Source organism: Scytonema sp. UIC 10036, from assembly GCF_009725235.1.
Genome location: NZ_WJFC01000133.1, coordinates 1 through 23,328 on the forward strand (window position 1 = coordinate 1; position 23,328 = coordinate 23,328).

Consider the following 23,328-nt stretch of genomic DNA (forward strand, 5'->3'; position numbering starts at 1 on the left):
CCTACCCCCTACCCCCTACTCCCTACCCTTAAAGTGAAAATTGTCTTAGAGAATATCCATAAATCTTATGGCAAGCGAGTCATTGTCAATCGCGTCAACATTTCGGTTGCTCAAGGAGAAATCGTTGGTTTACTTGGTCCTAATGGTGCAGGTAAAACGACGACTTTTTACATAGCCACAGGCTTGGAAAAGCCAGATCGGGGAACGGTCTGGTTAGATAAAATGGATGTGACTCCACTACCAATGCACAAAAGGGCGCGGTTGGGCATTGGATATCTTGCACAGGAAGCTAGTATTTTTCGTCAACTTACTGTGAGGGAAAACATTTTGTTAGTACTAGAACAAACTAATGTACCTCGTTGGGAATGGACGCGAAGATTGGATATGTTACTTCAAGAGTTTCGTTTGGAAAAAGTCGCTAAAAGCAAAGGAATTCAACTTTCTGGCGGTGAACGACGCCGAACGGAATTAGCACGGGCTTTGGCTGCAGGAAAAGAAGGACCAAAATTTTTACTGTTGGATGAACCATTTGCTGGAGTCGATCCCATTGCTGTCGCAGAAATTCAGGATATTGTGGCTCGATTGAGCGATCGCAATATGGGTATCCTAATTACAGACCATAATGTTCGCGAAACTCTTGCCATTACAGATCGCAGTTACATTATGCGTGAAGGGCAAATTCTTGCTTCCGGCACATCCGATGAACTTTACAAAAATCCTTTAGTGCGTCAGTACTATTTAGGAGATAATTTCCAGGTATAGAGGAGCGTCATTTGTCATTAGTCATTAGTCATTGGTAAGAATTCGCAGCATATAAACTTTTGTAGTGTAGTATAGTTCAGTTTATTTCCGCATAGCTACGTGTGCTCTTAGATATTTTTCTTTTTTATTTTGTTTACCATATTATCTGTGACAAATGGCAAATGACAAATGACAAATGACAAATAACTAATGACAAATGACACAAATTAAGTCTTTTTATACATTCAATTCGCTCTTACCCTTTTCGCTCATGGATCGTTACCTAGTTAGCGAATTAGTACCCCCATTTTTGTTTGGCGTAGGAGCATTTACATCAATCGGTGTTTCCATTGATGTTGTGTTTGAATTAATCAGAAAAATAGTTGAATCCGGGCTACCATTAACCATCGCCATTCAAGTTTTCTGCCTGAAAATGTCAGGTTTCATCGTCTATGCTTTTCCCATGTCCACGCTTCTAGCTACGTTGATGACTTACAGTCGTCTTTCGAGCGAAAGCGAACTCATTGCCTTACGTGGTTGTGGGGTAAGTGTTTACCGCATGGTACTGACGGCAGTGATGTTGAGTCTTGTTGTGACGGGATTATCATTTTTGTTTAACGAGCAAATTGTACCCGCAGCAAATTATCAAGCATCTCAAATTCTAGACAAAGCATTAAAGTCAGATCAACCTGCGATCGTGAAGCGGCAAAATCTCTTTTACCCAGAGTACCAAAGAGTCAAGCAGGAGGATGGGAGTAAGAAAAAAGTTCTAACACGCCTGTTCTACGCGGACGAATTTGATGGAAAACAAATGAAAGGCTTGACCATTCTAGATCGTTCCCAAGACGGGGTGAATCAAATCGTTGTTTCAGAATCAGGAGAATGGAATCCCGGTCAAAATGTATGGGATTTTTACAACGGTACTATTTATCTAGTTGCTTCCGATAGCTCATATCGCAATATTCTACGATTTGAACGCCAACAACTCAAGCTACCCCGTACAGCGTTGGATTTGGCACAGAAAAGCCGAGATTATGGTGAGATGAACATCGCCCAAGCATTGGAACAACTGGAAATAGAACGTTTGGGCGGTGATGAGCAAAAAATTCGCAAACTCCAGGTTCGGATTCAACAGAAAATATCCTTACCTTTTGTCTGTGTTGTTTTTGGTTTGGTTGGTGCAGCCATGGGAACAATACCACAACGAACTGGTAGAGGAACAAGTTTTGGTATTAGCGTTATAGTTATTTTCACTTACTATTTACTGTGGTTTATTAGTGGTGCTATGGGGGAGGCTGGTGTTCTTTCTCCGTTTATGGCAGCTTGGTTGTCAAATTTCATCGGTTTGGGAATTGGTCTATATCTTTTATCACGAGTAGCCCAAAGGTAAGATAAATTCACAAGTCATCCGTATTGCAATGACTTCTCTTTGTAAAGCGAGTAACATAGAAGTAGAAGTTTCTAGCTTCTGTGACAAGATTGCCTTCTGGTTTAGGCTTAATCAAATAAATTTTAGTAAATTTTAATACTGCCAACCAAAAGGCCAACTCCTAACCACTAACCATTAACCAGTAACCGATCATGCCACAACGTCACTACCCTCCCGCTTACTTACGCTATTTCAAAGCCCGGTTATGGAACCTAGCAAGACCTGGTTTTTGGGGAACAGCCATTTTTTTATCTGTAGTAGGGCTGGTGGTTAAGGAGTATTGGGTACAACCAGATTTGACGGACAGACAAGAAAATCAGGTTGATGCCGACAAATCTAATGATACGTTGACACCAGAAGACAAAGCTATTGCTGCTGACATTGATAATTTGCCCCTTTTAGTCAGTGATTCTGTGCCAGCAAACTTACCAAAAGTAAAAAATCCCAACCAAAATCCAGCAAATAAGAACAAGACTTTATTAGAGAGATTAAACAGTCAAAATCAGAGTTCCGCAAGTAATAATCAATCAAGATCGGAGGACAAATCTGTTAACTCCGCATCAACTAATAAGATAGATAATCCTTTTTTGACACAAACAGAGACTTTGCTGAAGTTTAGTAACTTGCAGGATGCTAGTCAGCCAACGTCTTCTCAATCTGCTGTAGGACAAACTTCTTTGGGTTTAGGTATTGGATTGAACAATGGAACTGACGTTAGGCAAAATACAACCCAAGAAAACGCGCTACAAACAGCACTTAACAAATCAACAAGTCAAAATCAAATCAGTCAGGTTAATACCACCTCAACTCAAGTTAACCCCTTCAATTCCCTAACATCACCAATAAGTGGTACACCTGTTCAAAATGTCAATCCTAATAATGGGTTGATTGGGGGTGGAAGCAATTCTCCATATCCTGGATTGGGATCGACTCAGCCACCATTAACAAATCAGCAACAAAATTCCATATATGGAACAACTGGCTATACAGAACCAACCAGAAATCAACCGTCAAATCTTAACTATGGCAGTGGATACAACGTACAGCCAGGAATAGTTACTCAACCACAAAATATTAACCTTGATACAAATTACACGCAGCCCGGACAAACAGGGCTTTTGCCACAAAATTCTATAGTGAGTACAAATTATACGCAGCCATTACCTGTAAATCAACTGCAAAATACCGTTCCATCTACAGGTTACGTGCAGCCCGGTATGACAACAAATCAGCCACAAATAAATCAGCTACCAAGCTCTACAGTACCTAGTATAAATTACACTCAACCAACACAATTGTACCAACCTCAAAGCTTTTACACAAATCCTGACGATCGCCGATTGGCTAACTTTGTCGATTCAGTAAGACGTAGGAGTGGCTATAACGGTGTTAGCAGCAACCCAGCATTGCCTAATATGTCACCGCAAACACCAACTACACCATCGGTTTCTGCTCCCGTACCTTACTATAACTCCGTTCCAAATCAAGGTACTGTCACTACCTACCCCAATTCCACCGTTCCCAACTATGGAAACAACTATGGTAATACTAGCTTGCAACAAACCGTTCCTCAGTATAACTATTCATTGCCCGGTCAAATTCCCGGACAATAACCTGTAGTAAGTGGTTATTCGTGCAGCTTACTTAAGAGGATAAATTTCTTGATCCTCTATCACTGCTTTGACTACATCCAGTGTAGCCAGTTGGTAAACCCCAGCAACAGTGATTTCAATTGGGATGGAACCTAGTAAGTTAAAATGCTCAGCTAACAGTTTTCCATCATTGTCTTGCATAATTTTATGAATATCGTTTAAAGCCTGCTTTTCCAATTTTCTGAGATTTTTGACAGCAGATATATGCTTGTTAGAAAATTTCTGAGAATTAGAGAGTTGGTTAATCTTATTATTGTTCAAGTTAAGTAAAACAAGTACGCGAACGACTTGATGCGGATTTAGTTTGCGTAAGCGATGAGTAAACTCCGCACTAATTTTGTCTTGGTGAGATAGTTCTTTCTCGACTTGGATCTTTGCCATAGCCAATCACCGTGCATACAATATCTGACTGGTTCATTAGATGGGCAGCAATTCAATTTGTAACGCTGCTTGCAATGCCTCACTTCCCCTATGGCTTTTTTATATCAAAATAATTTGAGGAACTTGTGAGGATATTGTAAAAGTAAGAAACTTGCTTGTCAGGAATTGCCTGTGAAGGATTATGTTGAAAAAGCAGGCAAAAAAGCTGCTCATCGCAGAAATATAAATAAGGCTAAGATAAATATATCAAACTTAATAAGTTGATATTTAGTCTGCAAATTCCCCAACCCTCATAAGTAAGTGCGAGGCAGCTAGTGACCAGTAAAAAACCTTTAGTGGCAGAAAATGATTATGGCGAAACATCCAACAATGCACGTTGGATGTGGCTGTGGTTGGGGATGGGTGCGATCGCACTGACTTCCGCAACATTAGGGGGGCTGCTTGCAGTTTCTATGACTAGCACACCTTTGATGCAGACAAAGCTCACCTCAAAAGAATCGGAAGTCTTTGAGAGCGATCGCCTAACTGGAGAAGGGCTAAAATTTTCAGAGTTATCTCGTCCTGTCAACATTTTAGTTCTGGGGATGAGCGTACTGCCAACAGATGTTCAAGACTCAAAAGCCAAAGCAAAAAATCGTGGTTACTTACCCCAAGTTAACTCCTTTAGCGGTTTGTCCGATGTCATGCTTTTGGTCAGACTAAACCCAGAGGAAAAAAAAATAGTGATTCTTTCTGTTCCTAGAGATACTCGTGTCTCTTTAGAAGGACATGGTGTAGTTAAAATTAATGCAGCTAACGTTGTAGGTGGACCTGCTTTAAGTGCCAAAACTATCAGCGAATTATTAGGTGGAGTAGAAATTGACCGCTATATCAGAATTAACGTTTTAGGAGTTAACAAGTTAATTGATGCTTTGGGGGGTGTCACAGTTGATGTCCCCTATGATATGAAATATCGAGATGATTCTCAACACTTATATATAAATTTAAAGAAAGGAAAACAACATCTTGACGGTGACAAAACTCTACAAATGTTGCGTTACCGGAATGATGGACGTGGTGATATTGGTCGAGTTGAGCGTCAGCAAATAGTGATGCGAGCGCTAGCAGAGCAAACCCTCAACCCCACTTTACTAGCACGATTTCCCCGAATTCTCAATGTTGTCCGGTCTCATCTTGACACCAATTTGACAGTCGAGGAGATATTGACCCTCGTTAATTTTGGAGTGCAAACAGGTAACTCTAATATGGAAACGCTAACGCTTCCGGGTAGAGCTAGCGCATATCACGAGTATAAAACCAGTTATTGGATACCCAATGCCCAGCAGATTGAGAAAATGGCGATCGACTATTTTAATCTGCAAGTAATGAATCCACCGCAAACCTCTGGTTCAGCTCAATTACAAGTTGTCATTAAAGACAGCACCGCCAGCGATAGCGAAAGCCTGCAAAATTTAATGCGTTCCCTGGAAGTTGTGGGCTACTCCAGCGTTTACATACCTGAACCTTGGCGGGAACCTTTAGATAAAACTTACATTGTTGCCCAAAACGGAAATCGCGATAATGCTGAAGCAATTCGCGCTACTTTGGGATTTGGAGAAGTGCGCGTGCAAGATGAAGGCAGCTTTGACTCAAATATTACCATTGACTCGCCTCTGACGATCGTTTTAGGTGAGGATTGGTTGGAAAAACAAAATAATACCAATCTTTCCTACTAAAGGAATTCTGGTGGGATGGGGAGCGTCCCTATTTTGCACTCGTGCCATTCATAGCCCCATTCCATCCATTTCCATCCATTACAATAAAGCGATCTCCCTCGCTCAAACGTAACACAAGCCCCAAGTAATGTTGTTGGGGTGTGAGTAGAATTTTTTCTTGTTGTAATTGGGAGGGAGCGCTCGTTATTCGTTGCAGTTGAGCCATAATGCAAAAGCTTTGCTGAATGCAAAAATGATTTGAGTTTTATCCGGAAAGTAATGAGATTGAAGAGAAATGTCTTCGTATATCTTTGTACCTATATTAAAGACAGGTCATTCTACTTATACCAATTCTCTGTGACATTGCACTTTATTTACTGTGCCTAACCTCTAAGCACGCTAAGGGGGTTGAATAAGCGTGCATCTTCATAGAGACACTGTATTAAATGCTATTTTCATAATTTCGCTATTAGCTACCTGACAATATATATGTAAAAGAATAGAAAAACGCTGTCAGTAACTTAGCCTATGGAGCAATTATAGATGAAGAATGACGTAATTAAAATTTTGTTTTTGACAGCTGAACCTACCAATGCTGCTAGCCTCCGTGTAAAACAAGAATTGCGAGATATCAGAGAAAAAATTCAATCTGCTTACCAGCGTGAAAGATTTCTGCTTGAGTATAGGTTAGCTGCACGTCCTGGAGATATTAGCCAAGCAATACTAGATTTTACTCCTGATATTGTGCATTTTTCCGGACATGGTACCAGTACTGGTGAGCTTTGCTTTGAAGATGAATTCGGTCAAATATCTCCTGTAGAACCTAAGGCTCTAGCTGCTTTGCTTGAATTAGTGGCTGAGCGGGTGCATTGTGTGATTCTAAATGCCTGTTACTCTGACGCTCAAGCAAAGGCTATAGTTAAGCACATCCCTTTTGTCATTGGCATGAAACGAGAGATCGGCGACAGGGCTGCGATCGCATTTGCTATCGGTTTTTACAAAGCTCTAGGGGCGAATCGCTCCGTTGAGGAGGCTTATGAGTTTGGGTGTGTGGAAATCCAGTTGCAAGGTATTGCAGAAGAGCTAACCCCTATTATCCGTAAAAAAGTAGACAAATTACCTACCGATTTTTATATAGATCGCCCTCCTATCGAACAACACTGTTACAAAGCAATTAAACAGCAAGGTGCCTTAATTCGGATCAAAGCGCCTGAGAAGATGGGGAAAACATCTCTCATGAACCGAATTCTCAGTTATGCTAGAGATAGTAGCTATCAAACAATAACTTTAAGTTGTCAGAGTTTAGTAGATGGCACAGTTGCAACGGACTTGAAAAAATTCTTACGCTCGTTTTGTGTTGTTGTGGGTAACGAGCTAGGGCTAGCCAATAAGTTAAATGAGTATTGGGACAATCAAGTTAGTTGCAACTACAACAGCAGGTATTACTTTCAAAAATACTTGTTGCCAAACATTGCTAGTCCTATAGTACTAGCCTTGGATGATGTTGATTCTGTGTTTGAACATCCAAAAATTGCCCCAGACTTTTGTAAATTCCTCCGCAATTGCTATGATTTAGCAAAACGAGGCGATTCCAACAGCATAATTTGGGAAAAACTTCGTCTGATCGTTGTTCATTCAACCGAAGTTTATGCCTCCCTAGATATAAATAATTCACCCCTTGCAAATGTTGGGGTCATTATTAATTTACCAGAGTTTACTCTAGACCAAGTGCAGCGTTTGGTTAAGCGTTATCGACTAGATTGGACAGCATCTCGGGTTGAGCAACTTATGGCTATGGTAGGAGGACATCCTCTTTTAGTGAAAACGTCTCTTGATTGGGTTAAGCTTCAACAAAAGACACTTAAGGAGCTATTACAGGCTGCACCTACTGCATCAGGAATATTTAGTGACCATCTGCGTGAACTTTGGGAAAATTTGGAAAATAAACCAGAGTTAAAAACAGCGTTTAGTAAAGTTGTACGCGCAGATGAGGATGACCCAGTTCAGTTAAATCCGATACAGGCAAAGTCTTTACAACGTTTAGGACTGGTGACATTACAAGGTCATTTTGCCAAGCCGCGCTGCGAATTGTATCGTCAGTATTTTTGTGTTTATCTTTAATGTCAAAGTGTCAATAGTCACTGATAACTGACAAGGAAATAATAAATAATGAATCAAGAACAAGAATATTATCAGGTAGGAGGAACTTTAAACTCAGATGCTCCTAGTTATATAGAAAGGAAAGCAGACAAAAATATTTATGAGGAACTGAAAGCTGGAAATTTTTGTTATGTATTCAATTCCCGACAAATGGGGAAGTCCAGCTTGCAAATCCGAGTCAGAAAAAAGTTAGAAACTGAAAACATTGCCTGTGCTATTATTAGTCTAGATGAAATTGGGACTGAAGGTGTCACTCAAGATCAATGGTATTATACTTTAGTTAAAAATTTGTCAGATAACTTTGAGTTACCATCAAATCGATTATCAGCTTGGTGGCAAGAACGAAAGTTATTAACTCCTGTAAAACGATTAAGTGATTTTATTGAAGAAATATTACTATCCCAAATTTTTCAGAATATTGTTATTTTTCTAGATGAAATTGACACTGTTCTCAGTTTAGACTTTCCAACAGACGATCTCTTTGCTTTTATTCGAGGTTGTTATAACCAGCGTGCGAATAATTTGAAGTATAGTAGAATTACTTTTGCATTGTTAGGAGTGGCTACACCCTCTCAATTAATTCAAGATAAGCGACGCACACCCTTTAACATAGGTCAAGAAATTCAATTAAATGGTTTTTCATTTGAGGAAGCTCGACCCCTAGCTCAAGGATTAGAGAGTAAAGTCAGTCACTCTCAAATTGCTGAAGATATACTTCGAGAGGTTCTTAATTGGACAGGTGGTCAACCCTTTCTAACTCAAAAAATATGTAAAATAATTGCCGATTCTCAAGATTTTATCCCTGTTCACAAACAAGCTATACAAAGATGGATTGAGCAAGTCGTCATTTCAAAAATTATTGAAAATTGGGAAGAACAGGATAATCCCCAGCATTTGAAGACCATTAGTGACAGAATTATCAATAGTAAATATCCCACTTTTAAATTACTGAATATCTATTTGGAAATTTGCCAAAAGCAAAAAATACAAGCTGATGGTAGCTCAGAACAAAGTGAACTGATGTTATCAGGTTTGGTTGTAGAAAAAAACAAAATATTAGTCATTTATAACCTTATTTATCAATATGTTTTCGATACAAATTGGGTTAGAGAAATGTTATTGAATATACGACCATATGGTAAGGAATTAACAGGATGGAAGACTGATAAAAATAAATCTTGGTTACTACAGGGAAGAAAATTACGTGAAGCGTTATCATGGCAGGTTGATAAAACTTTGAGGAATGAAGATTATCAGTTTCTTAATGCTAGCCTAGAACTGGCAGTAAAGAATTATCGAATTTGGCGAATATCTACAATAGTATTTGCGATCGCAATAACAGGAGTACTCATTTGGCAGCAATTACCCAAAACAATAGTAGGTTTCTTTGTTCCATACATATCAGAACCAGAGCTATTTAGCGATGGCAAAAAAACTTTCTTTCTGGGAAATGGCAATTTTCATCAACAACAGGGTGTTGAAGCTTTTAAAAAAGCAGATTATTCACAAGCAAAGGAACTCTTTAAAAAAGCCAAAGAAAGTGATAGAAATGATCCAGAAGCAGAAATTTATTACAATAATACACTAGCACATGAAAAAGGTAATCCTCTGACTTTGGCAGTTGCTGTTCCTATAAATTCTAGAAGAGAAAGGGCTACAGAAATATTGAGAGGAGTTGCACAAGCACAGTCTGAGATTAACAACAAAGGTGGATTAAAAGGTCGATTGCTAAATATCATAATTGCTGATGATAAGAATGACCCAAACCAAGGTCAAAGAGTTGCGGAGGAATTGATTAAAGATTCAAATGTTTTAGGAGTCATTGGACACAATAGTAGCCCTGTTAGTCAAGCTGCACTGACTAAATATAAAGATAAAAGCTTAGCAATGATATCTCCTAGCAGCACCAGTACCGAATTAACTATGGAAAAATTTAAAGTTTTCTTTAGAACAGTTCCTTCTGATGCAAAAAATGGTGAAAAATTAGCTGAATATACTTATAAGAATAATATCAAAACAGTTGTTATTTTCTATACAAAAGGAGAGATTTATAGTGAAAGTTTAAAGAAAGCTTTTGAACAATCCTTTAAACTTAATGGAGGAAAAGTTGTCCGTTCCAGAGATTTGGCAGATCCAAACCTGAATGCATCTGCTGAAGTATTACTTAGTATATTTGACGATAAAGCCGATGCAGCTGTCTTTTTCCCTAATCTTGAGCTTATCTCTACCGTGATTGACATTGCGAAGGCTCAAGAAAATAAAGCAGGCTTGCCAAGAAAGCTACGCTTGCTAGGGGGAGACTCTATGTACAATGCTGATACTTTAAAAAAAGGTAAAAAGGCTCTTGAAGGCTTAATCTTGACAGTACCTTGGTTTGAAGAATCCCATTCAGAATCATTTGCACGGAAAGCTTGCACAAAATGGCAAGGGGGAATTAGCTGGCGAACTGCTGCTAGTTATGATGCAACTAAAGCTTTCATCAAAGCTATAGAATTGGCTATGGCATTGTCCACAAATCCTTCTCGCCAAACTGTACTTGAAAAACTCAATTCTATCGAGCTTTTACCTAATGAAACTTCAGGACATAAGCTCAAATTCAACAAAGGCGAGCGGATTAAGGAACCGGAGCTTGTGAAAGTAGCTAAAGGATCGGGTAATGCGTGCAAGGGTCTTGAAGAAGGCGGATTTCATTTTGAAAAAGTAGACGCCAAGGCGCAAAGTATTTCTTCTTAGCGTTTTAGCGTCTTAACATCTTAGCATGAGCTTATTCCTAACTACAGATTTTTCAAGTACTCCAAAAGTGCTTCATTCACCAAATAAGTTGCTCTCTATGGAATAGGCATCCTTGCCAGTCCCGTATTAACTTGGAGTTGACAAATTCTCTAGGTTTGTTTACAACTTAAAATATGCACCGCAAATTCTATCGAGCAAACATAAGAGTGCCTAATCATGCAACTTAAGCTCCGTCTAACAACCAGAACACGAACTACCCTGACTATCAGTCTGGGAGGTTGTGAGGCTAGCATATAGACTCACAAATAATAAGGCTGTGAAACCCTCCTGGTAAGTGCTTGGGGGGTTTTTGGTTTTTACGCAAGACTGCTTGCAGGTACACCAAACAACAAGAATTTAGCTATTAAAGTACGCAAACAAATGACTTTTTTCACTTACCTCATAACAACCACTACCACTACCACTACCATCGCGCCTAGAGGGACGTGAAGTGATTTGTTGCGTACAAGCAAGATTCACCCCTCCAGGCTAGCCCGGAGGGGATTTTTATTTGTCAACAATACTTAGGAGATTAATGACAATGTACGACCATCGAGTTCTGGCTAAAAATATGGATCTGTTTCATTTTGAAGAACACAGTCCGGGTATGGTTTTCTGGCATCCCATGGGTTTGAGACTCTTCCGGATTATCGAAGATTATATGCGGCAAGTTTATCAGTCTCGTGGATTTGAGGAAGTGCGATCGCGAAGCGCAAGCTGTACCCAGCTTATCGCCTTTAGTATTGAGCCGTTCGCTTTGGGAAAAATCCGGTCACTGGGAAAAATTTGGCAACAATATGTTTTTTGTAGGCAGTATTAACCGGGATAACTATGCTGATATCGAAAACCCAGAGTTAGAAGCTATTGATTATGCTCTAAAACCAATGTCTTGTCCGGCTCACATTGCTATTTACAAGTCACGTAAGCGGAGTTATCGAGAAATTCCCATGCGGCTTATGGAGTTTGGTATTGTTCATCGCAATGAACCTTCTGGTTCTTTATCTGGTTGTATGCGCTTGCGTCAGTTTGTACAGGATGATGCCCACATTTTCTGTCAAGAAAAGGATTTGACGAATGAGATTAATAGCTTTCTCAAGATGGTGAGTGAAGTTTATTCAGCATTTGGCTATAAACATTTTGCTATCCGGATTTCTACAAGACCAAAACAGCGATTGGGTTCTGACGAGCTTTGGGACAAGTCGGAAGCAGCCTTGATAGGAGCATGTCAATCTTTAGGGTATGCTTACGAGATATTACCGGGAGAAGGCGCTTTTTACGGTCCCAAAATTGAAGTTAGTTTGGAAGACCGCCTTGGAAGATCTTGGCAGTGCGGTACAATCCAAGTTGACTTTAACCTCCCCCAAATTTTCGAGCTTGCTTTTGTCAATAAAGACGGGCAACTCGAACAACCAGTCATGTTACACCAGGCTGTTTTAGGCTCTCTTGAACGCTGGATTGGAATTTTGTTGGAGAATCAAGAAGGCGCGTTGCCTCTTTGGTTAGCCCCAGTCCAAATTGCTGTCGCTTCAATTTCTGAAAAATCTGCAGACTGGGCAGAAGCCATCGCTACAGAGATCGAGTCAATGGGAATTAGGACGGAACTTTATGTTGGCGATCGCACGATTTCTAAAAAGATTCGAGAACTTTCAGCAAAAAAAGTTCCTCTGATTGCGGTAGTTGGGGAACAAGAAAAAGTCAATGGTACTGTTAATCTTCGCCACCTGGGTATTGCAGGGCAGGAAGAAATTAAATTTGCCAAACTTAAGGAGGATCTGAAGTCTTTTGCTTAAAAGGTGTGCCTGAAACCCGTGTCAATAACAAATGACAAATGACAAATGACAGCCCCTTCCTAAAGGAGAGAGCAACGTTATCATCAGGGTTTCAAGCCCCTCTCCTTATAGGAGAGGAGTTTGGGGTGAGGTCTGTTTTGACTTTGTCAAACTCACGCTAATATGGTTGCTAGAGAAATACATCTATCCTATGGGATATTTTTTCCAGTAAATTATAGGAAAAAATAAGCCTTTATGTTAAGCTACTAGACTAAACTCTATATAAACTTTCTCTATGTCTCTGACCAAGTTTACGATTTTAGTGGCAGAAGACGATCCAAATGACGCCTTCTTTATCCAAAGAGCTTTTCAAAAGACGCAACTGGTTCACACCCTGAAAGTCTTGGAAGATGGAGATGCGGTCATAGATTACTTAAGTGGCATTGGTGAGTACGCTGACCGAGAACAATATCCTTTGCCAACACTGATACTCCTAGATATAAAACTACTACGCCGTTCGGGTCTTGAAGTTCTTGAATGGATACGCCAGCAACCTCACTTGAAACGCTTGCTCGTTATCATGCTGACTTCTTCTGACCAAGACAGTGATATTAACCTAGCCTATGAACTAGGAGCTAATTCATATTTAACAAAACCAATAGGGATTGATAACCTACAGGAAATGGTAAACAGTATTAACCAATACTGGCTCCTCCTCAATAAACAACCAGAAATTGAACAGTGACCAGTGACCAGTAAGCAGTAACCAGTGACCAGTACATTATACATATGGCTGGTTTAGTACCATCGGAATTTACTAGTCCTTAACCTATCAATTGATATTATTTCTTTGGAACAGTCGCCGTGTTCGCCTGTTCTCTGACTCTGCTCGCAACGGTACTACATCGGCTTCACTACTTTCGCGTGCCACTCGAATTAGCAAAGCAGCAGATAGCAAACTGGCAATCATTGAATTTCCTCCATAACTAAACATAGGTAATGGCAACCCAGTTGTTGGCATAGCACCAGTGGTGACAGCAATATGAAGTAAGGATTGCCCTACCATCAAAACTGTTACCCCAATTGCTACAAGTCGATAAACCGAATGTTTGGTCTTAACAGCAATGATTAATCCTAAAGTTGCGTATAAAGCAAGCAGTACTAACAACACCATACTACCAACAAAACCAAATTCTTCAGCAAAAACAGCAAAAATAAAATCGGTGTCTTGAATTGGCAAATAAAACAACTTTTGTTGAGAAAGCCCAAACCCAGCCCCCCACTGCCGACCAGAACCGACAGCTAGCAAACTTTGCACGAGTTGATAGCCATCTCCAGTTGGATCTGCCCATGGATTTAGAAAAGAAAGCACTCGTTTGCGCTGATATTCTTTGATGCTAATACTAAGTACTGCCAAGAGCACTCCTCCCACTGCTGTTCCTCCCAAGTACTTGTAGGGTAATCCTGCCGCAAGGGCAATCAGCCAAATTGTCATTCCACATAGTGCTGTTGTACTTAAGTTAGGCTGGATTAAAATTCCTAAAATAATCAGACAAAAGATACCCAGCCAAAAAAAGCGCACTCGCCAACTTAACCTTTCCCACTGCCCAAAAAGTCGCGCACTTTGCAACACTAAAAAGGGTTTAATGAGTTCAGAGGGTTGAATTGGTAGCGGTCCTATAGCTATCCAGCGCGATGCATCAAATGCCTTTTTTCCCAATCCCGGTATCAAAGTGAGAAAAATCAGCCCCAATAGCAATATTACAAACCAGTGGGATACGTTTACGATCCTGCGTAAGGGCAGATTAACTATGATGTTGAATACGATTAACGCTGCGAACACCCACAGGACTTGACGCTTAAAGTAATACAGCCCATCATTGTGGCGAGCGTCTGCAACGGCATATGACGCCGAAAACAGAACAATTAATCCCACACACAGCCATATCAATGTCAGCCAACGCAATAGGCGTGCCTCAAGCGCCCAACTGGACACGGAGTCATCTAAGAATGGAATCAGGCGGCGTAAATTCACAATTTCAATATGTTGTGCTACTAGATTTCATTATTTCGGAATTATTTGGAGCTATTTGGGATGAATCGGACTTAACCACCACCCCAAACTACACCATTTGCTCGATTTGAGCACTCCCAAAAGGGGTATTCGTAGCCTGAGCACGGCTTAAGGGCTTGTTAATAGGTTACGGTGTTGCGCTGTGTGACGCAGCCATGTTCCTTCCCTGACGCTTGAGACTGGCTAATCTCATTAAGTCATGACCCTTAAGCGGACTGAAACCCAGAACGGGTAACCTTGAAACTAGTTCAAAGTTGAGTCATGGTGGAGTCAGTAAATCGAATTACTCCGATTTACTCTGGATTACTCCAGTTCACTTACTCCTCAGGTAGATTCGTTGAGAATGCAGTTAATGATACTACCTCATTCCAGAATTCATTATTACAATTTCAAGAATTACAAAAAAAGGGCATTGGGCATTGGGCATTGGGCACAGTACTACAAGCCCAAAGCGTAAGTCGGTAGCACAAGAAGTTTTTTAAGGATTTTTATTTTGGGAATTTTATTAGATAATCTACGGTAAGCCGATAAAAAATTAAGCTTTTCGGAGTAGCAGTTGGCATCTTACCACATTTAACTCTGTCATGAGCACTCGTTTCTCATAAAATTACTATAAGCACATCAATGAACAGTAGTATACTGAGTAAAGACTTGAATAGCCAAAACTACACTCTTTTGGATCTGTCTTCCAAAGTAGAGTACGCACTGCTAGCTCTTTTAGAACTAGCAAGCAACAAAGGAAAAAGAGATCCGCTTACCATGAGCGAGATTACTGCCAGACAACCTATACCGGAACGCTACCTAGAACAAATTCTTACTAGTTTGCGGCGAGCAGGTCTGGTACAAAGTCATCGTGGCTCTAGAGGCGGATTCGTTTTAGTTCGAGAACCTTGGCAAATTACTTTATTGGAAATTGTTACGGTCGTTGAAGGTGAGAGGAAGGAGAGAGAATCTTCTCTTCCTCCCACTTTAGAAAAGAACTTAGTTCATGAAGTCTGGGATCGAGCTAATACTGCCGCTATTGAAGTTTTACGCCGCCATACACTCCAAGATTTGTGCCAGGAAAGAGAAGCTCGAATACAACAGGGACCAATGTATTACATTTAGGCAAAGGAGTCACTCGTGATATGTTTTTTTACTCAACTATTATGGAATTTAATGAGTCAAGCGGAATGGTGAAAACATAATAGACAACTCCAATTCCCAGGAGAATCACAGCAAGACTAGAAAGAATCACCCAACGGTCTGCTGGCTCATAGGCATCCTCGTCAATATCTCGACGAACGACAAGGTAATGCTGCGTTGAAAGCATGACCGTTAACAATCCAACGAGTGAAAAGGCTAAGCCTAACTTCCAGCCATTACCAGGAGCTTGAGGTGCAAGGGGAGGACGGAGTATGCGAAGCCGGACAATGAGAACACCAAAACCCATGAGGGCTATCCCACTTCTCATCCATGCTAAGTAGGTGCGCTCGTTAGCCAAATGTTCTCGAACTCGGTCAGCACTAGGGCTTTTTGGTTTTGCGGGTTTTTCTGCATCTGTTGTCATAAATTTAATAGGAGTTGTATGAACAAAATTTTTTAGCAGTCTTTCAAATTAGACTCATAAATATTCATACTATTAACAGTGACCAGTGACAAATTAATTCGTAATTTGTCATTCGTAATTCGTAATTGAGAAGTCATAAATTACAAATTTTACGGAAGCGCTTTACCAGCGAGCCATTAATTACCATTACTACAATTGTCTAATCTGAAGAAAAAATGAACGTTCATTTTTTCTTCACACTAGATAATATTTCAGAGCTTTTCCAATTATTGCAAGTGGAAATTAACAAGCTCAAATTCAACGTAGGTTGGGTTGAGGAACGAAACCCAACATTTATCAGCTTGGTGAGATACAAAAATTACCCCCCTTTCATCCCCCCAAGGCATCAGGGGGATGAAAGGGGGGGTGTATGTTGAACTTTTTAACGAGATCTCAGTTAATCACTGCTTACACTGTATTGCTCTCTACACATAGAAGCAATTATTCTTGTTTGTTAAAATCATAAAAGAAATTTATTATTATTTCTGTATAAAGTATAAAAAAAAATTTAATATAACAAGTAATACGCTTTTCGTTTTGTGCTACAACTGTATGAAAGCTTTTAAATAAGTAATTTTCAAAAACCGAGCGGATTTTTTTAAAAGGTTTATTAAGAACTCAGTAAAATTATACGGAAAGTCTGTAAATGTATCCCTAAATACAAATAAATGTCGTTTCGATCGCTATACTGAAGCGAAAATAAAAAACTTTGTATCACTAGTGCTAAAAAAGTTTTCGGCTCGTGTCCTTACTACGGTAACTTGCAAGGTTAGCCGTATAGTAGTAGACTTTTGATAAGCTTATTGGGGTAAAAATACTTGGTCAGGGATGCTTGAAAGAGCCTATATGACGTTTGAGCAGTTAAGAATTTTTCTTGCCGTAGCAGAACTGATGCACTTTACCCGTGCGGCAGAATCGTTATACATCACCCAACCTGCTGTTAGTGCAGCCATTCAGAGTTTGGAAACAGAATATGGGGTCAAATTATTTCATAGAATTGGTCGTCATATCGAAATCACTGATGCTGGGAAGTTGCTCCAAATAGAAGCGCAAAAGATTCTAGATCAAGTTTCTTTAACTCAAAGGGGCTTGCGAGAATTAAACAATATGCAACGGGGTGAGTTAAAACTGGGGTCTAGTCTTACTATCGGTAACTACTGGTTACCTGAAAAAATTAGCCAGTTCAATCGTCAGTATCCCGGTATTCATATAAATTGTACGTTAGGTAACGCTGAAGAAATCTGTGAAGGCACAGCAACAGGGTTGTTTGATTTCGGGTTAGTGACAGGTGAGGTGAAAGTCTCCCTGAGAAACTATTTGGAAAAAGAAGTTGTGGGAAGCGATCGCTTGCAGATAGTTGTAGGCAAATCTCACCCTTGGTTTGGAAGAAGAGAAATTTCCCCCGCAGAACTCCTAACAACAACTTGGGTGATGAGAGAGTCAGGTTCCGGGGCGCAACAGATGTTTGAGCAAGCCCTGCAAAATTGGGGAATCGATCCGACCGAGCTAGATGTCGTTCTTGTCCTCAGCAGCAGCGAGATGGTAAAAGCCGTCGTTGAAAGTGGTGTAGGAGCAGCAGCAATTCCAGATCTGATGGTGAAAAAAGAACTACAGCTATCTACACTGTATGCAGTTCGTGTTGTCGATCGAGATGCTGGTACAAAGTTAGAAATTGTCCAACCCGTGTGGAAACTGAAACACCTACAACGCTTTCAAACCAAAGTCGCAAGCGCTTTTGAACAGATTCTCAGTCAATGTTCGCTCTCGGTGTAAGGAACTGGGGATTAGGGATTGGCGATTGGGGATAAGGTAAAATTGTCTTCCTTGTCCCCAATCGCCAATCTCTTGTTGTTATCAATCACTTTTTTTTATTAAAATAAGAAAAAAAAATACTTGCTTTTATTGACGGTATTCTTATATAGTAGTGTCAACTTGCTAGCATAAAAGCTCGCTAGAACACCAATAAAAACTTTAACCCAATTCGACCGGGTTAAGCTGAATCGCCGTTTTAGGTGGTGAAGTAATTTTTAGGTGTCTCATCTCTCTTACCTATGGAACTTTCAAACAAAACAGAGTATGCAATTCTCTCTTTACTAGCACTAGCAAAATGCTATGCTGACGGTGAATCATTGCAAATCCGAGAGATAGCAGCACGTCAAAACATTCCCAATCGCTATTTAGAAGAACTTCTAGCAACTTTGAGACGTGGAGGTTTGATTAAGAGCATACGTGGGGTGAAAGGAGGTTACGTTTTAGCACGGGAACCTCAAAAAATTACGGTTTTGGAAGCTTTACGTTGTATAGAAGGATCGGACGATGAACCCAGTAAACCTTCCAATATCAAAACAGTAGAAACCGAAGTTATTCACGATGTTTGGCAAGAAGTTCGTCAAGCAGCTTACGACGTTTTACAAAAACATACACTTCAAGATCTTTGCGAACAGCGAATCTCCAAGCAGCAAATGGAACTCATGTACTACATATAAATTACCCCCTCGTTACCTCCTCGTTCCCAGCCTGAGGCTGGGAATGCCTTACGGGAGGCTCCGCCTCCTCTCCTGTGCTATCTCTACTCGTAAGGCGTGTCACTAGCTTGGATGGAAGACATCTTCCGAAAATTCTCTCATAAAAGCGTTAAGTCAGTCCAAGAACTTAGCGCTTTTATTTTATGGTAGCAAAAACCAATCTCTTAAGAGGATGTTTGAAAAGTGATTAGCTGTCATTTTAATCACATGATTACCCCCCTTAGTCCACGCCACTTGCTACAAGTCGGGAAACCCGCGATGGCGCAGTGGCTCCCCCTTATAAAGGGGGGAAATAAGAAAAATCTGGTTCCCTCCCCTTTATAAGGGGAGGGTTAGGGAGGGGTAAAAAATATTTGATACATGAATCATGACTTTTCAAACATCCTCTAAGACTCTCAAGAAGAATTCTCATTTTTTTTGACTAAAATTGTTATACAAAAATAACTAGCAATTAGCTTTGTTAGACTTAATGCATTACTTTTTAAAAGAATAAAAGTTCCCAATCCTATTAAGACAAAAGGAACAAAATAATTACCATATCGAGTTAGAATATCGGCTATTTCTTTTTGACGAGTTAATTGGTAAGCTACATAACACCAAACTCCTATCAAGATACAAAAAATAGAGACAACTATCAAAAAACTTGCTAAATTACCGCTAGCAAATAACGGCACGTAGACACTGATATTATCACTACCGTTAGCAATTGTTACAGATGCAACACTATAAGTTTGAGGAGAAACTAATCCAGAAAAAAATAATTCTTCAGAATCTTCTGTCTCAGATTTGTCTTCCTCTGAAGAATCTTCTTCCCCATTCACCAAACTGCTAATACCTATAGCAATTGGCATTAAACCAAGTAATCCAATCCAGTGAGCCGATAAAACTAACCCCCCAAATAAACCAGAAAGACTGGCAACAATCAGTATAAAAAAACCCAGATACTGACCTGTAATAATATGCTTGTAAGTGAAGGTAGCATTTACTTGAGAAAAAAACAATAATAGGATGAGAAGGTCATCTATATTAGTGGCAGTAAAGGCAAGGATTCCCGTGCTAATTGCAGCGATCGATTCACCCATATTGTCTTTATTGTTTAATTCCTAGCCAAGACGCATTCGTTTTTTATTAAGTAACACTCTCATAAAAGCAACCATGACTACGCTTTGGGCAGGTTTCACAGAAGGTATAATTGCTTTTGTAGCAACCAATATTGATGATATCTTAATCCTTATACTTTTTTTCTCTCAAGTAGATGCTAATTTTCGCAAACGCCATATCATCATTGGTCAATACCTTGGTTTTTCAGCTATTATCATCGCTAGCCTACCAGGATTTTTTGGTGGTTTGGTAGTGCCGCCTGAAGTCATTGGATTGCTTGGATTATTACCTATAGCAATTGGCATAAAAAAGCTGTTGAGTCAAGAAGAATCTACAGAAGTTCAGACTGTAACTAGCGATTTTAAGCCATTGTCATCAAACGATCCTCGGTCTTTCCTAGTCAGTCTTTTGCACCCTCAAACTTATAAAGTAGCAGCAGTCACTCTTGCCAATGGCGGCGATAATATCAGCATCTACATACCGTTATTCGCAGGAAATACCTATGCCAGTATGGGTGTGATTTTGATAGTCTTTTTGGTTATGGTTGGGGTTTGGTGTACGATCGCTCACCTCTTAGCCCGTCAAGAAGCGATCGCTCATATTTTAACCCGCTACGGTAGAGCGGCGGTTCCTTTCGTATTGATTTGTTTGGGCTTATTCATTATGTACGAACGAGGTACCCTCGCATGGCTTTACTCACACTGGTGAAACTAATTTGTAACTCACCATTAGCAAAAGCGTGTAAATGACAAAACGTAATGGGCGTTGGGGTGCAATCTCGCAAAGTTTGGCACCAAGGAGAACTCCAGGTACAGATCCAAGCCATATTGGTAATACCAAGCCCCAATCAACTGTTCCCAAGCTCAAATGCCCGAGAGAAGTAAAAAATAACAAGATAGCTGCTTGTGAAATATCTGTACCAACTAATTTACGAGCATCCAAGCTGAAAAAGGAAATCAGTACCAACGCGAACATTGAACCGGAAGAGACACTTGTTAAACCAACCAAACAGCCTAAAATTGCTCCCACACTCATTGCCAACAAGCGCCCCGATACAGTCTCCAAATAAATCTTCGGCAGTTCGGGAAACTTCAAATTTGGGAAAAATGTTAACAACAACAGTTGTATCAGGGCTGATAAGGTGACACACAAAATCATGACCCCAATCAAGTGCAGCAAAACGCGATTGAGATGCGACTCTCCAGTGTGCTTGATAAAGTGCAGGATTCCTACACCAAATAAGGAACCAGGTACGCTGCCAAACGCCAGCCACTTTACCACTTGCAAGTCGATAGTTTTTTGCTGCCAATGCTTAAAGCTGCCCACAAATTTCATTAACGTCGCCGCCACTACGTCAGAACTAACTGCAACGGAGGGGGGAACTTGAAAGATAAAGATCAGCATTGGCGTTATGAGAGATGCTCCACCGATCCCCGTTAAACCAACGACGACACCAACAAAGAAACTGAAGAGTGGTAATAAGATATAATGCATACGACTGCTCGTGTACAAGGTTGTTATATTGCTCTAACTTCCTATGGAAGTCAGATTGGTAGATGTAAACCCCTTTTTCTTTAAATAAAAACAAAAACCGATATACTTACCGTACTTTAACTTAAGTGACGAGTCAACGTCCAGCGTATTCGCACATACACAACAAAATTATTTGTTACAGTAGTTAAAAGAGAAGACTAAGACTCAAAAGCTTTATAGAGTAAGGCATTGAGTCTATAGTTTTTTTTTATAGAATAAACTCTGAAAAAAAAATTACAATTGAGCCTTTCACTTCCCAAATTTCCCTGACCTTGGGAAAGTATGAAGGATAAAATATATCCCACGTATGTTCCAGGGGTATTAGGTAAGGATGAAGGATAAAGTATGAGGTATGAAGGTATATCCTACGTGTGCTCCGGAGTTAGTCCATGAGGATGAGTTACCTCAGTTTTATCCTCGCTCCTTCACCCTTTATCCTTTCACCGTTTTAGTGTTATAGAAATGTCTCAAGCTGACTTCAACAAACCCAACCAGTCTTTTTTCGACTTTTTCAAAGCATTACTCGCTGCTCGTTGGCAGTCTCTGCTATTGCTACTGATAGGTATCTACTTACCCTTACAAATCTTTGGGCTTCTGGCAATAGCGGTTTGGGAAAGCAAAGGCGGTTTCCCGTTTCCTTGGGATGTACCCGTTCTTATAGCAGTTCACTCCGCAGCAACAGCGCAACTGGATGCGATCGCAGTGATAATGACCAAATTTGGTTCTGCCAAATTTATGTTTCCCGCAGTCGGTTTTCTTGGGCTGCTTCTTTTGCTGCTACAACGGTGGCGATCGCTCACTTTTTTGCTCACAACGACTATAGGAAGCGCCATTATCAACCGTACAGCGAAAGAGTTCATGCATAGAATCCGCCCCCACTTGTGGGATTCACTTGCACCTGAATTAGATTTTTCATTTCCTAGCGGTCATTCCATGATGAGCATGACACTGGTAGCAACCTTAGTTGTTTTAACTTGGGGTACGATTTGGTCTTGGATTGCGCTGATTGCTGGAAGTTTTTTTGTCGTAGCCATTGGCTGGACAAGACTTTATCTTGGAGTTCACTTTCCCAGCGATATTTTAGCAGGTTGGATGGTTTCAATAGCCTGGGTCATTGGCGTCAGCCTAATTATCAGACCCCATTTCACTAAAAAAACTGCCGTCACCGAAGCACCAACGGCAGAAGAGACTACATTGCTTCCAGAAGAAACAGCGAAATAGAAAATCCACTTCCCTTCCCAATAGTTAACGCTAGCAATGGGAAAAGCTCCTACCTTTTCCCATTGCCTTGACAAATAAATAACTCGCTAGTTACTATTGGAATATGGCAAGAACTCCAAGCATCACACAGTCTCAAATCCTTGAGGCTGCCCGATCGGTCTTCCTTGAAAAAGGATTCAGCGCCACTACGACAGATGTCGCAAATCGTGCGGGCATCTCAAGTGCCAGCATCTTCAAGCACTTTCCAACCAAAGAAGCCCTGTTCTTTGCGGCGATGTCAGGAACAACCTGCGATCGCATTTGGACACCAGAACTCGAAGCTGAAATTGGACAGGGTGACCCTCGCTCTGACTTGCTAAAAATCGCGTTACGGATTGCGTCTTACTCAGGAGAGTTGATGCCACAAATGATGCTGGCGTGGTCAGTACGGCAACCCGGTGAGATCGTCAGACCACCAGGAATCGAACCCGACTTCGCCGCGCTCACCGCGTACATCGGGCGTGAGATGGCGCTCGGACGCATTGTGCGAGGCGACCCCACCATCCCAGCTATGACTTTACTGCATACCGTTGTCGGCTTCACCATGAGCCAAACTTTGCAAAACACGGCTGTTCGCCTAGATACGAGCAGCTTTCTTGAAGATTTTGTCAATCTGCTATGGCGAGGGCTAGATCCTAACGTATAAACG

20 protein-coding genes and 1 pseudogene are annotated in these 23,328 nt (G+C 40.6%); 15 read left to right on the plus strand and 6 right to left on the minus strand.

Going from position 1 to position 23,328, the window contains the following annotated elements; all coding sequences use genetic code 11:
- Positions 1–33 precede the first annotated feature (33 nt).
- From lptB to F7734_RS40915, 3 genes are all read left to right on the plus strand, one after another.
- Positions 34–762 carry an LPS export ABC transporter ATP-binding protein gene (gene lptB / locus F7734_RS40905; RefSeq protein WP_166482465.1) on the plus strand — a complete coding sequence of 243 codons (729 nt, stop codon included), beginning with the start codon at positions 34–36 and terminating at the stop codon, positions 760–762.
- A gap of 196 nt (positions 763–958) precedes the next feature.
- Complete coding sequence (locus tag F7734_RS40910) at positions 959–2,131, plus strand: LptF/LptG family permease (protein ID WP_243147357.1); 1,173 nt, start codon at positions 959–961, stop codon at positions 2,129–2,131.
- Positions 2,132–2,322: 191 nt separating this feature from the next.
- Positions 2,323–3,783 (plus strand): hypothetical protein, encoded by a 1,461-nt coding sequence (locus tag F7734_RS40915; protein WP_155750135.1) that lies wholly within the window; start codon positions 2,323–2,325, stop codon positions 3,781–3,783.
- A 27-nt stretch (positions 3,784–3,810) separates the two neighbouring features.
- On the opposite strand, the gene F7734_RS40920 is transcribed toward F7734_RS40915, so the two are convergent.
- Positions 3,811–4,203, minus strand: a complete 393-nt coding sequence (locus F7734_RS40920) for a hypothetical protein (RefSeq protein WP_155750136.1) — start codon at positions 4,201–4,203, stop codon at positions 3,811–3,813.
- Between the two features lie 314 nt (positions 4,204–4,517).
- On the opposite strand from F7734_RS40920, the gene F7734_RS40925 reads away from it, so the two are divergent.
- Positions 4,518–5,918: an LCP family protein gene (locus F7734_RS40925; protein WP_166482466.1), complete on the plus strand. Its 1,401-nt coding sequence runs from the start codon at positions 4,518–4,520 to the stop codon at positions 5,916–5,918.
- 64 nt (positions 5,919–5,982) lie between these two features.
- Here F7734_RS40925 and F7734_RS40930 read toward each other — a convergent pair.
- Positions 5,983–6,123, minus strand: a pseudogene (locus tag F7734_RS40930) (RNA methyltransferase PUA domain-containing protein); the annotation flags it as partial.
- Between the two features lie 317 nt (positions 6,124–6,440).
- Between F7734_RS40930 and F7734_RS40935 the strand changes: the two are divergent.
- The 5 genes from F7734_RS40935 to F7734_RS40950 all read left to right on the plus strand — a co-directional run bounded on the left by F7734_RS40935 (position 6,441) and on the right by F7734_RS40950 (position 13,343).
- Positions 6,441–8,018, plus strand: a complete 1,578-nt coding sequence (locus tag F7734_RS40935; RefSeq protein WP_155750137.1) for an AAA-like domain-containing protein — start codon at positions 6,441–6,443, stop codon at positions 8,016–8,018.
- Positions 8,019–8,066: 48 nt separating this feature from the next.
- Complete coding sequence (locus F7734_RS40940) at positions 8,067–10,790, plus strand: ABC transporter substrate-binding protein (protein WP_155750138.1); 2,724 nt, start codon at positions 8,067–8,069, stop codon at positions 10,788–10,790.
- A gap of 580 nt (positions 10,791–11,370) precedes the next feature.
- Positions 11,371–11,649: a hypothetical protein gene (locus F7734_RS64355; RefSeq protein WP_243147358.1), complete on the plus strand. Its 279-nt coding sequence runs from the start codon at positions 11,371–11,373 to the stop codon at positions 11,647–11,649.
- Positions 11,573–12,619 (plus strand): threonine--tRNA ligase, encoded by a 1,047-nt coding sequence (gene thrS / locus F7734_RS40945; RefSeq protein WP_243147359.1) that lies wholly within the window; start codon positions 11,573–11,575, stop codon positions 12,617–12,619. The genes F7734_RS64355 and thrS overlap by 77 nt, the downstream gene beginning before the upstream one ends.
- A 274-nt stretch (positions 12,620–12,893) precedes the next feature.
- Positions 12,894–13,343 (plus strand): response regulator, encoded by a 450-nt coding sequence (locus F7734_RS40950; RefSeq protein WP_155750139.1) that lies wholly within the window; start codon positions 12,894–12,896, stop codon positions 13,341–13,343.
- 87 nt (positions 13,344–13,430) lie between these two features.
- Here the strand turns inward: F7734_RS40950 and F7734_RS40955 are convergent, their stop codons facing one another.
- The gene (locus F7734_RS40955; protein ID WP_166482467.1) at positions 13,431–14,633 is read right to left on the minus strand and encodes an FtsW/RodA/SpoVE family cell cycle protein; all 1,203 of its coding nucleotides are present in this window, start codon (positions 14,631–14,633) and stop codon (positions 13,431–13,433) included.
- 663 nt (positions 14,634–15,296) lie between these two features.
- On the opposite strand from F7734_RS40955, the gene F7734_RS40960 reads away from it, so the two are divergent.
- The gene (locus F7734_RS40960) at positions 15,297–15,779 is read left to right on the plus strand and encodes an Rrf2 family transcriptional regulator (protein ID WP_155750140.1); all 483 of its coding nucleotides are present in this window, start codon (positions 15,297–15,299) and stop codon (positions 15,777–15,779) included.
- A gap of 28 nt (positions 15,780–15,807) precedes the next feature.
- On the opposite strand, the gene F7734_RS40965 is transcribed toward F7734_RS40960, so the two are convergent.
- Positions 15,808–16,221 (minus strand): DUF202 domain-containing protein, encoded by a 414-nt coding sequence (locus F7734_RS40965; RefSeq protein ID WP_155750141.1) that lies wholly within the window; start codon positions 16,219–16,221, stop codon positions 15,808–15,810.
- Between the two features lie 885 nt (positions 16,222–17,106).
- Here F7734_RS40965 and F7734_RS40970 point away from each other — a divergent pair.
- A complete protein-coding gene (locus F7734_RS40970; RefSeq protein WP_155750142.1) occupies positions 17,107–18,033 on the plus strand; it encodes a LysR family transcriptional regulator in 927 nt (308 codons plus the stop codon).
- 278 nt (positions 18,034–18,311) lie between these two features.
- A complete protein-coding gene (locus tag F7734_RS40975; RefSeq protein WP_155750143.1) occupies positions 18,312–18,746 on the plus strand; it encodes an Rrf2 family transcriptional regulator in 435 nt (144 codons plus the stop codon).
- Positions 18,747–19,180: 434 nt separating this feature from the next.
- On the opposite strand, the gene F7734_RS40980 is transcribed toward F7734_RS40975, so the two are convergent.
- Entirely contained in the window at positions 19,181–19,867 is a 687-nt protein-coding gene (locus tag F7734_RS40980) for a cadmium resistance transporter (RefSeq protein WP_155750144.1), read from the minus strand.
- A 73-nt stretch (positions 19,868–19,940) separates the two neighbouring features.
- On the opposite strand from F7734_RS40980, the gene F7734_RS40985 reads away from it, so the two are divergent.
- Positions 19,941–20,594, plus strand: a complete 654-nt coding sequence (locus tag F7734_RS40985; RefSeq protein WP_155750145.1) for a cadmium resistance transporter — start codon at positions 19,941–19,943, stop codon at positions 20,592–20,594.
- Here the strand turns inward: F7734_RS40985 and F7734_RS40990 are convergent.
- On the minus strand, positions 20,583–21,380 hold the full coding sequence (locus F7734_RS40990; RefSeq protein ID WP_155750146.1) for a sulfite exporter TauE/SafE family protein: 798 nt from the start codon (positions 21,378–21,380) through the stop codon (positions 20,583–20,585). The genes F7734_RS40985 and F7734_RS40990 overlap by 12 nt on opposite strands.
- A 501-nt stretch (positions 21,381–21,881) precedes the next feature.
- Here F7734_RS40990 and F7734_RS40995 point away from each other — a divergent pair.
- Both F7734_RS40995 and F7734_RS41000 read left to right on the plus strand, forming a co-directional pair.
- On the plus strand, positions 21,882–22,640 hold the full coding sequence (locus F7734_RS40995; RefSeq protein WP_155750147.1) for a phosphatase PAP2 family protein: 759 nt from the start codon (positions 21,882–21,884) through the stop codon (positions 22,638–22,640).
- Between the two features lie 103 nt (positions 22,641–22,743).
- The gene (locus F7734_RS41000; RefSeq protein ID WP_155750148.1) at positions 22,744–23,325 is read left to right on the plus strand and encodes a TetR/AcrR family transcriptional regulator; all 582 of its coding nucleotides are present in this window, start codon (positions 22,744–22,746) and stop codon (positions 23,323–23,325) included.
- Positions 23,326–23,328: the final 3 nt, after the last annotated feature.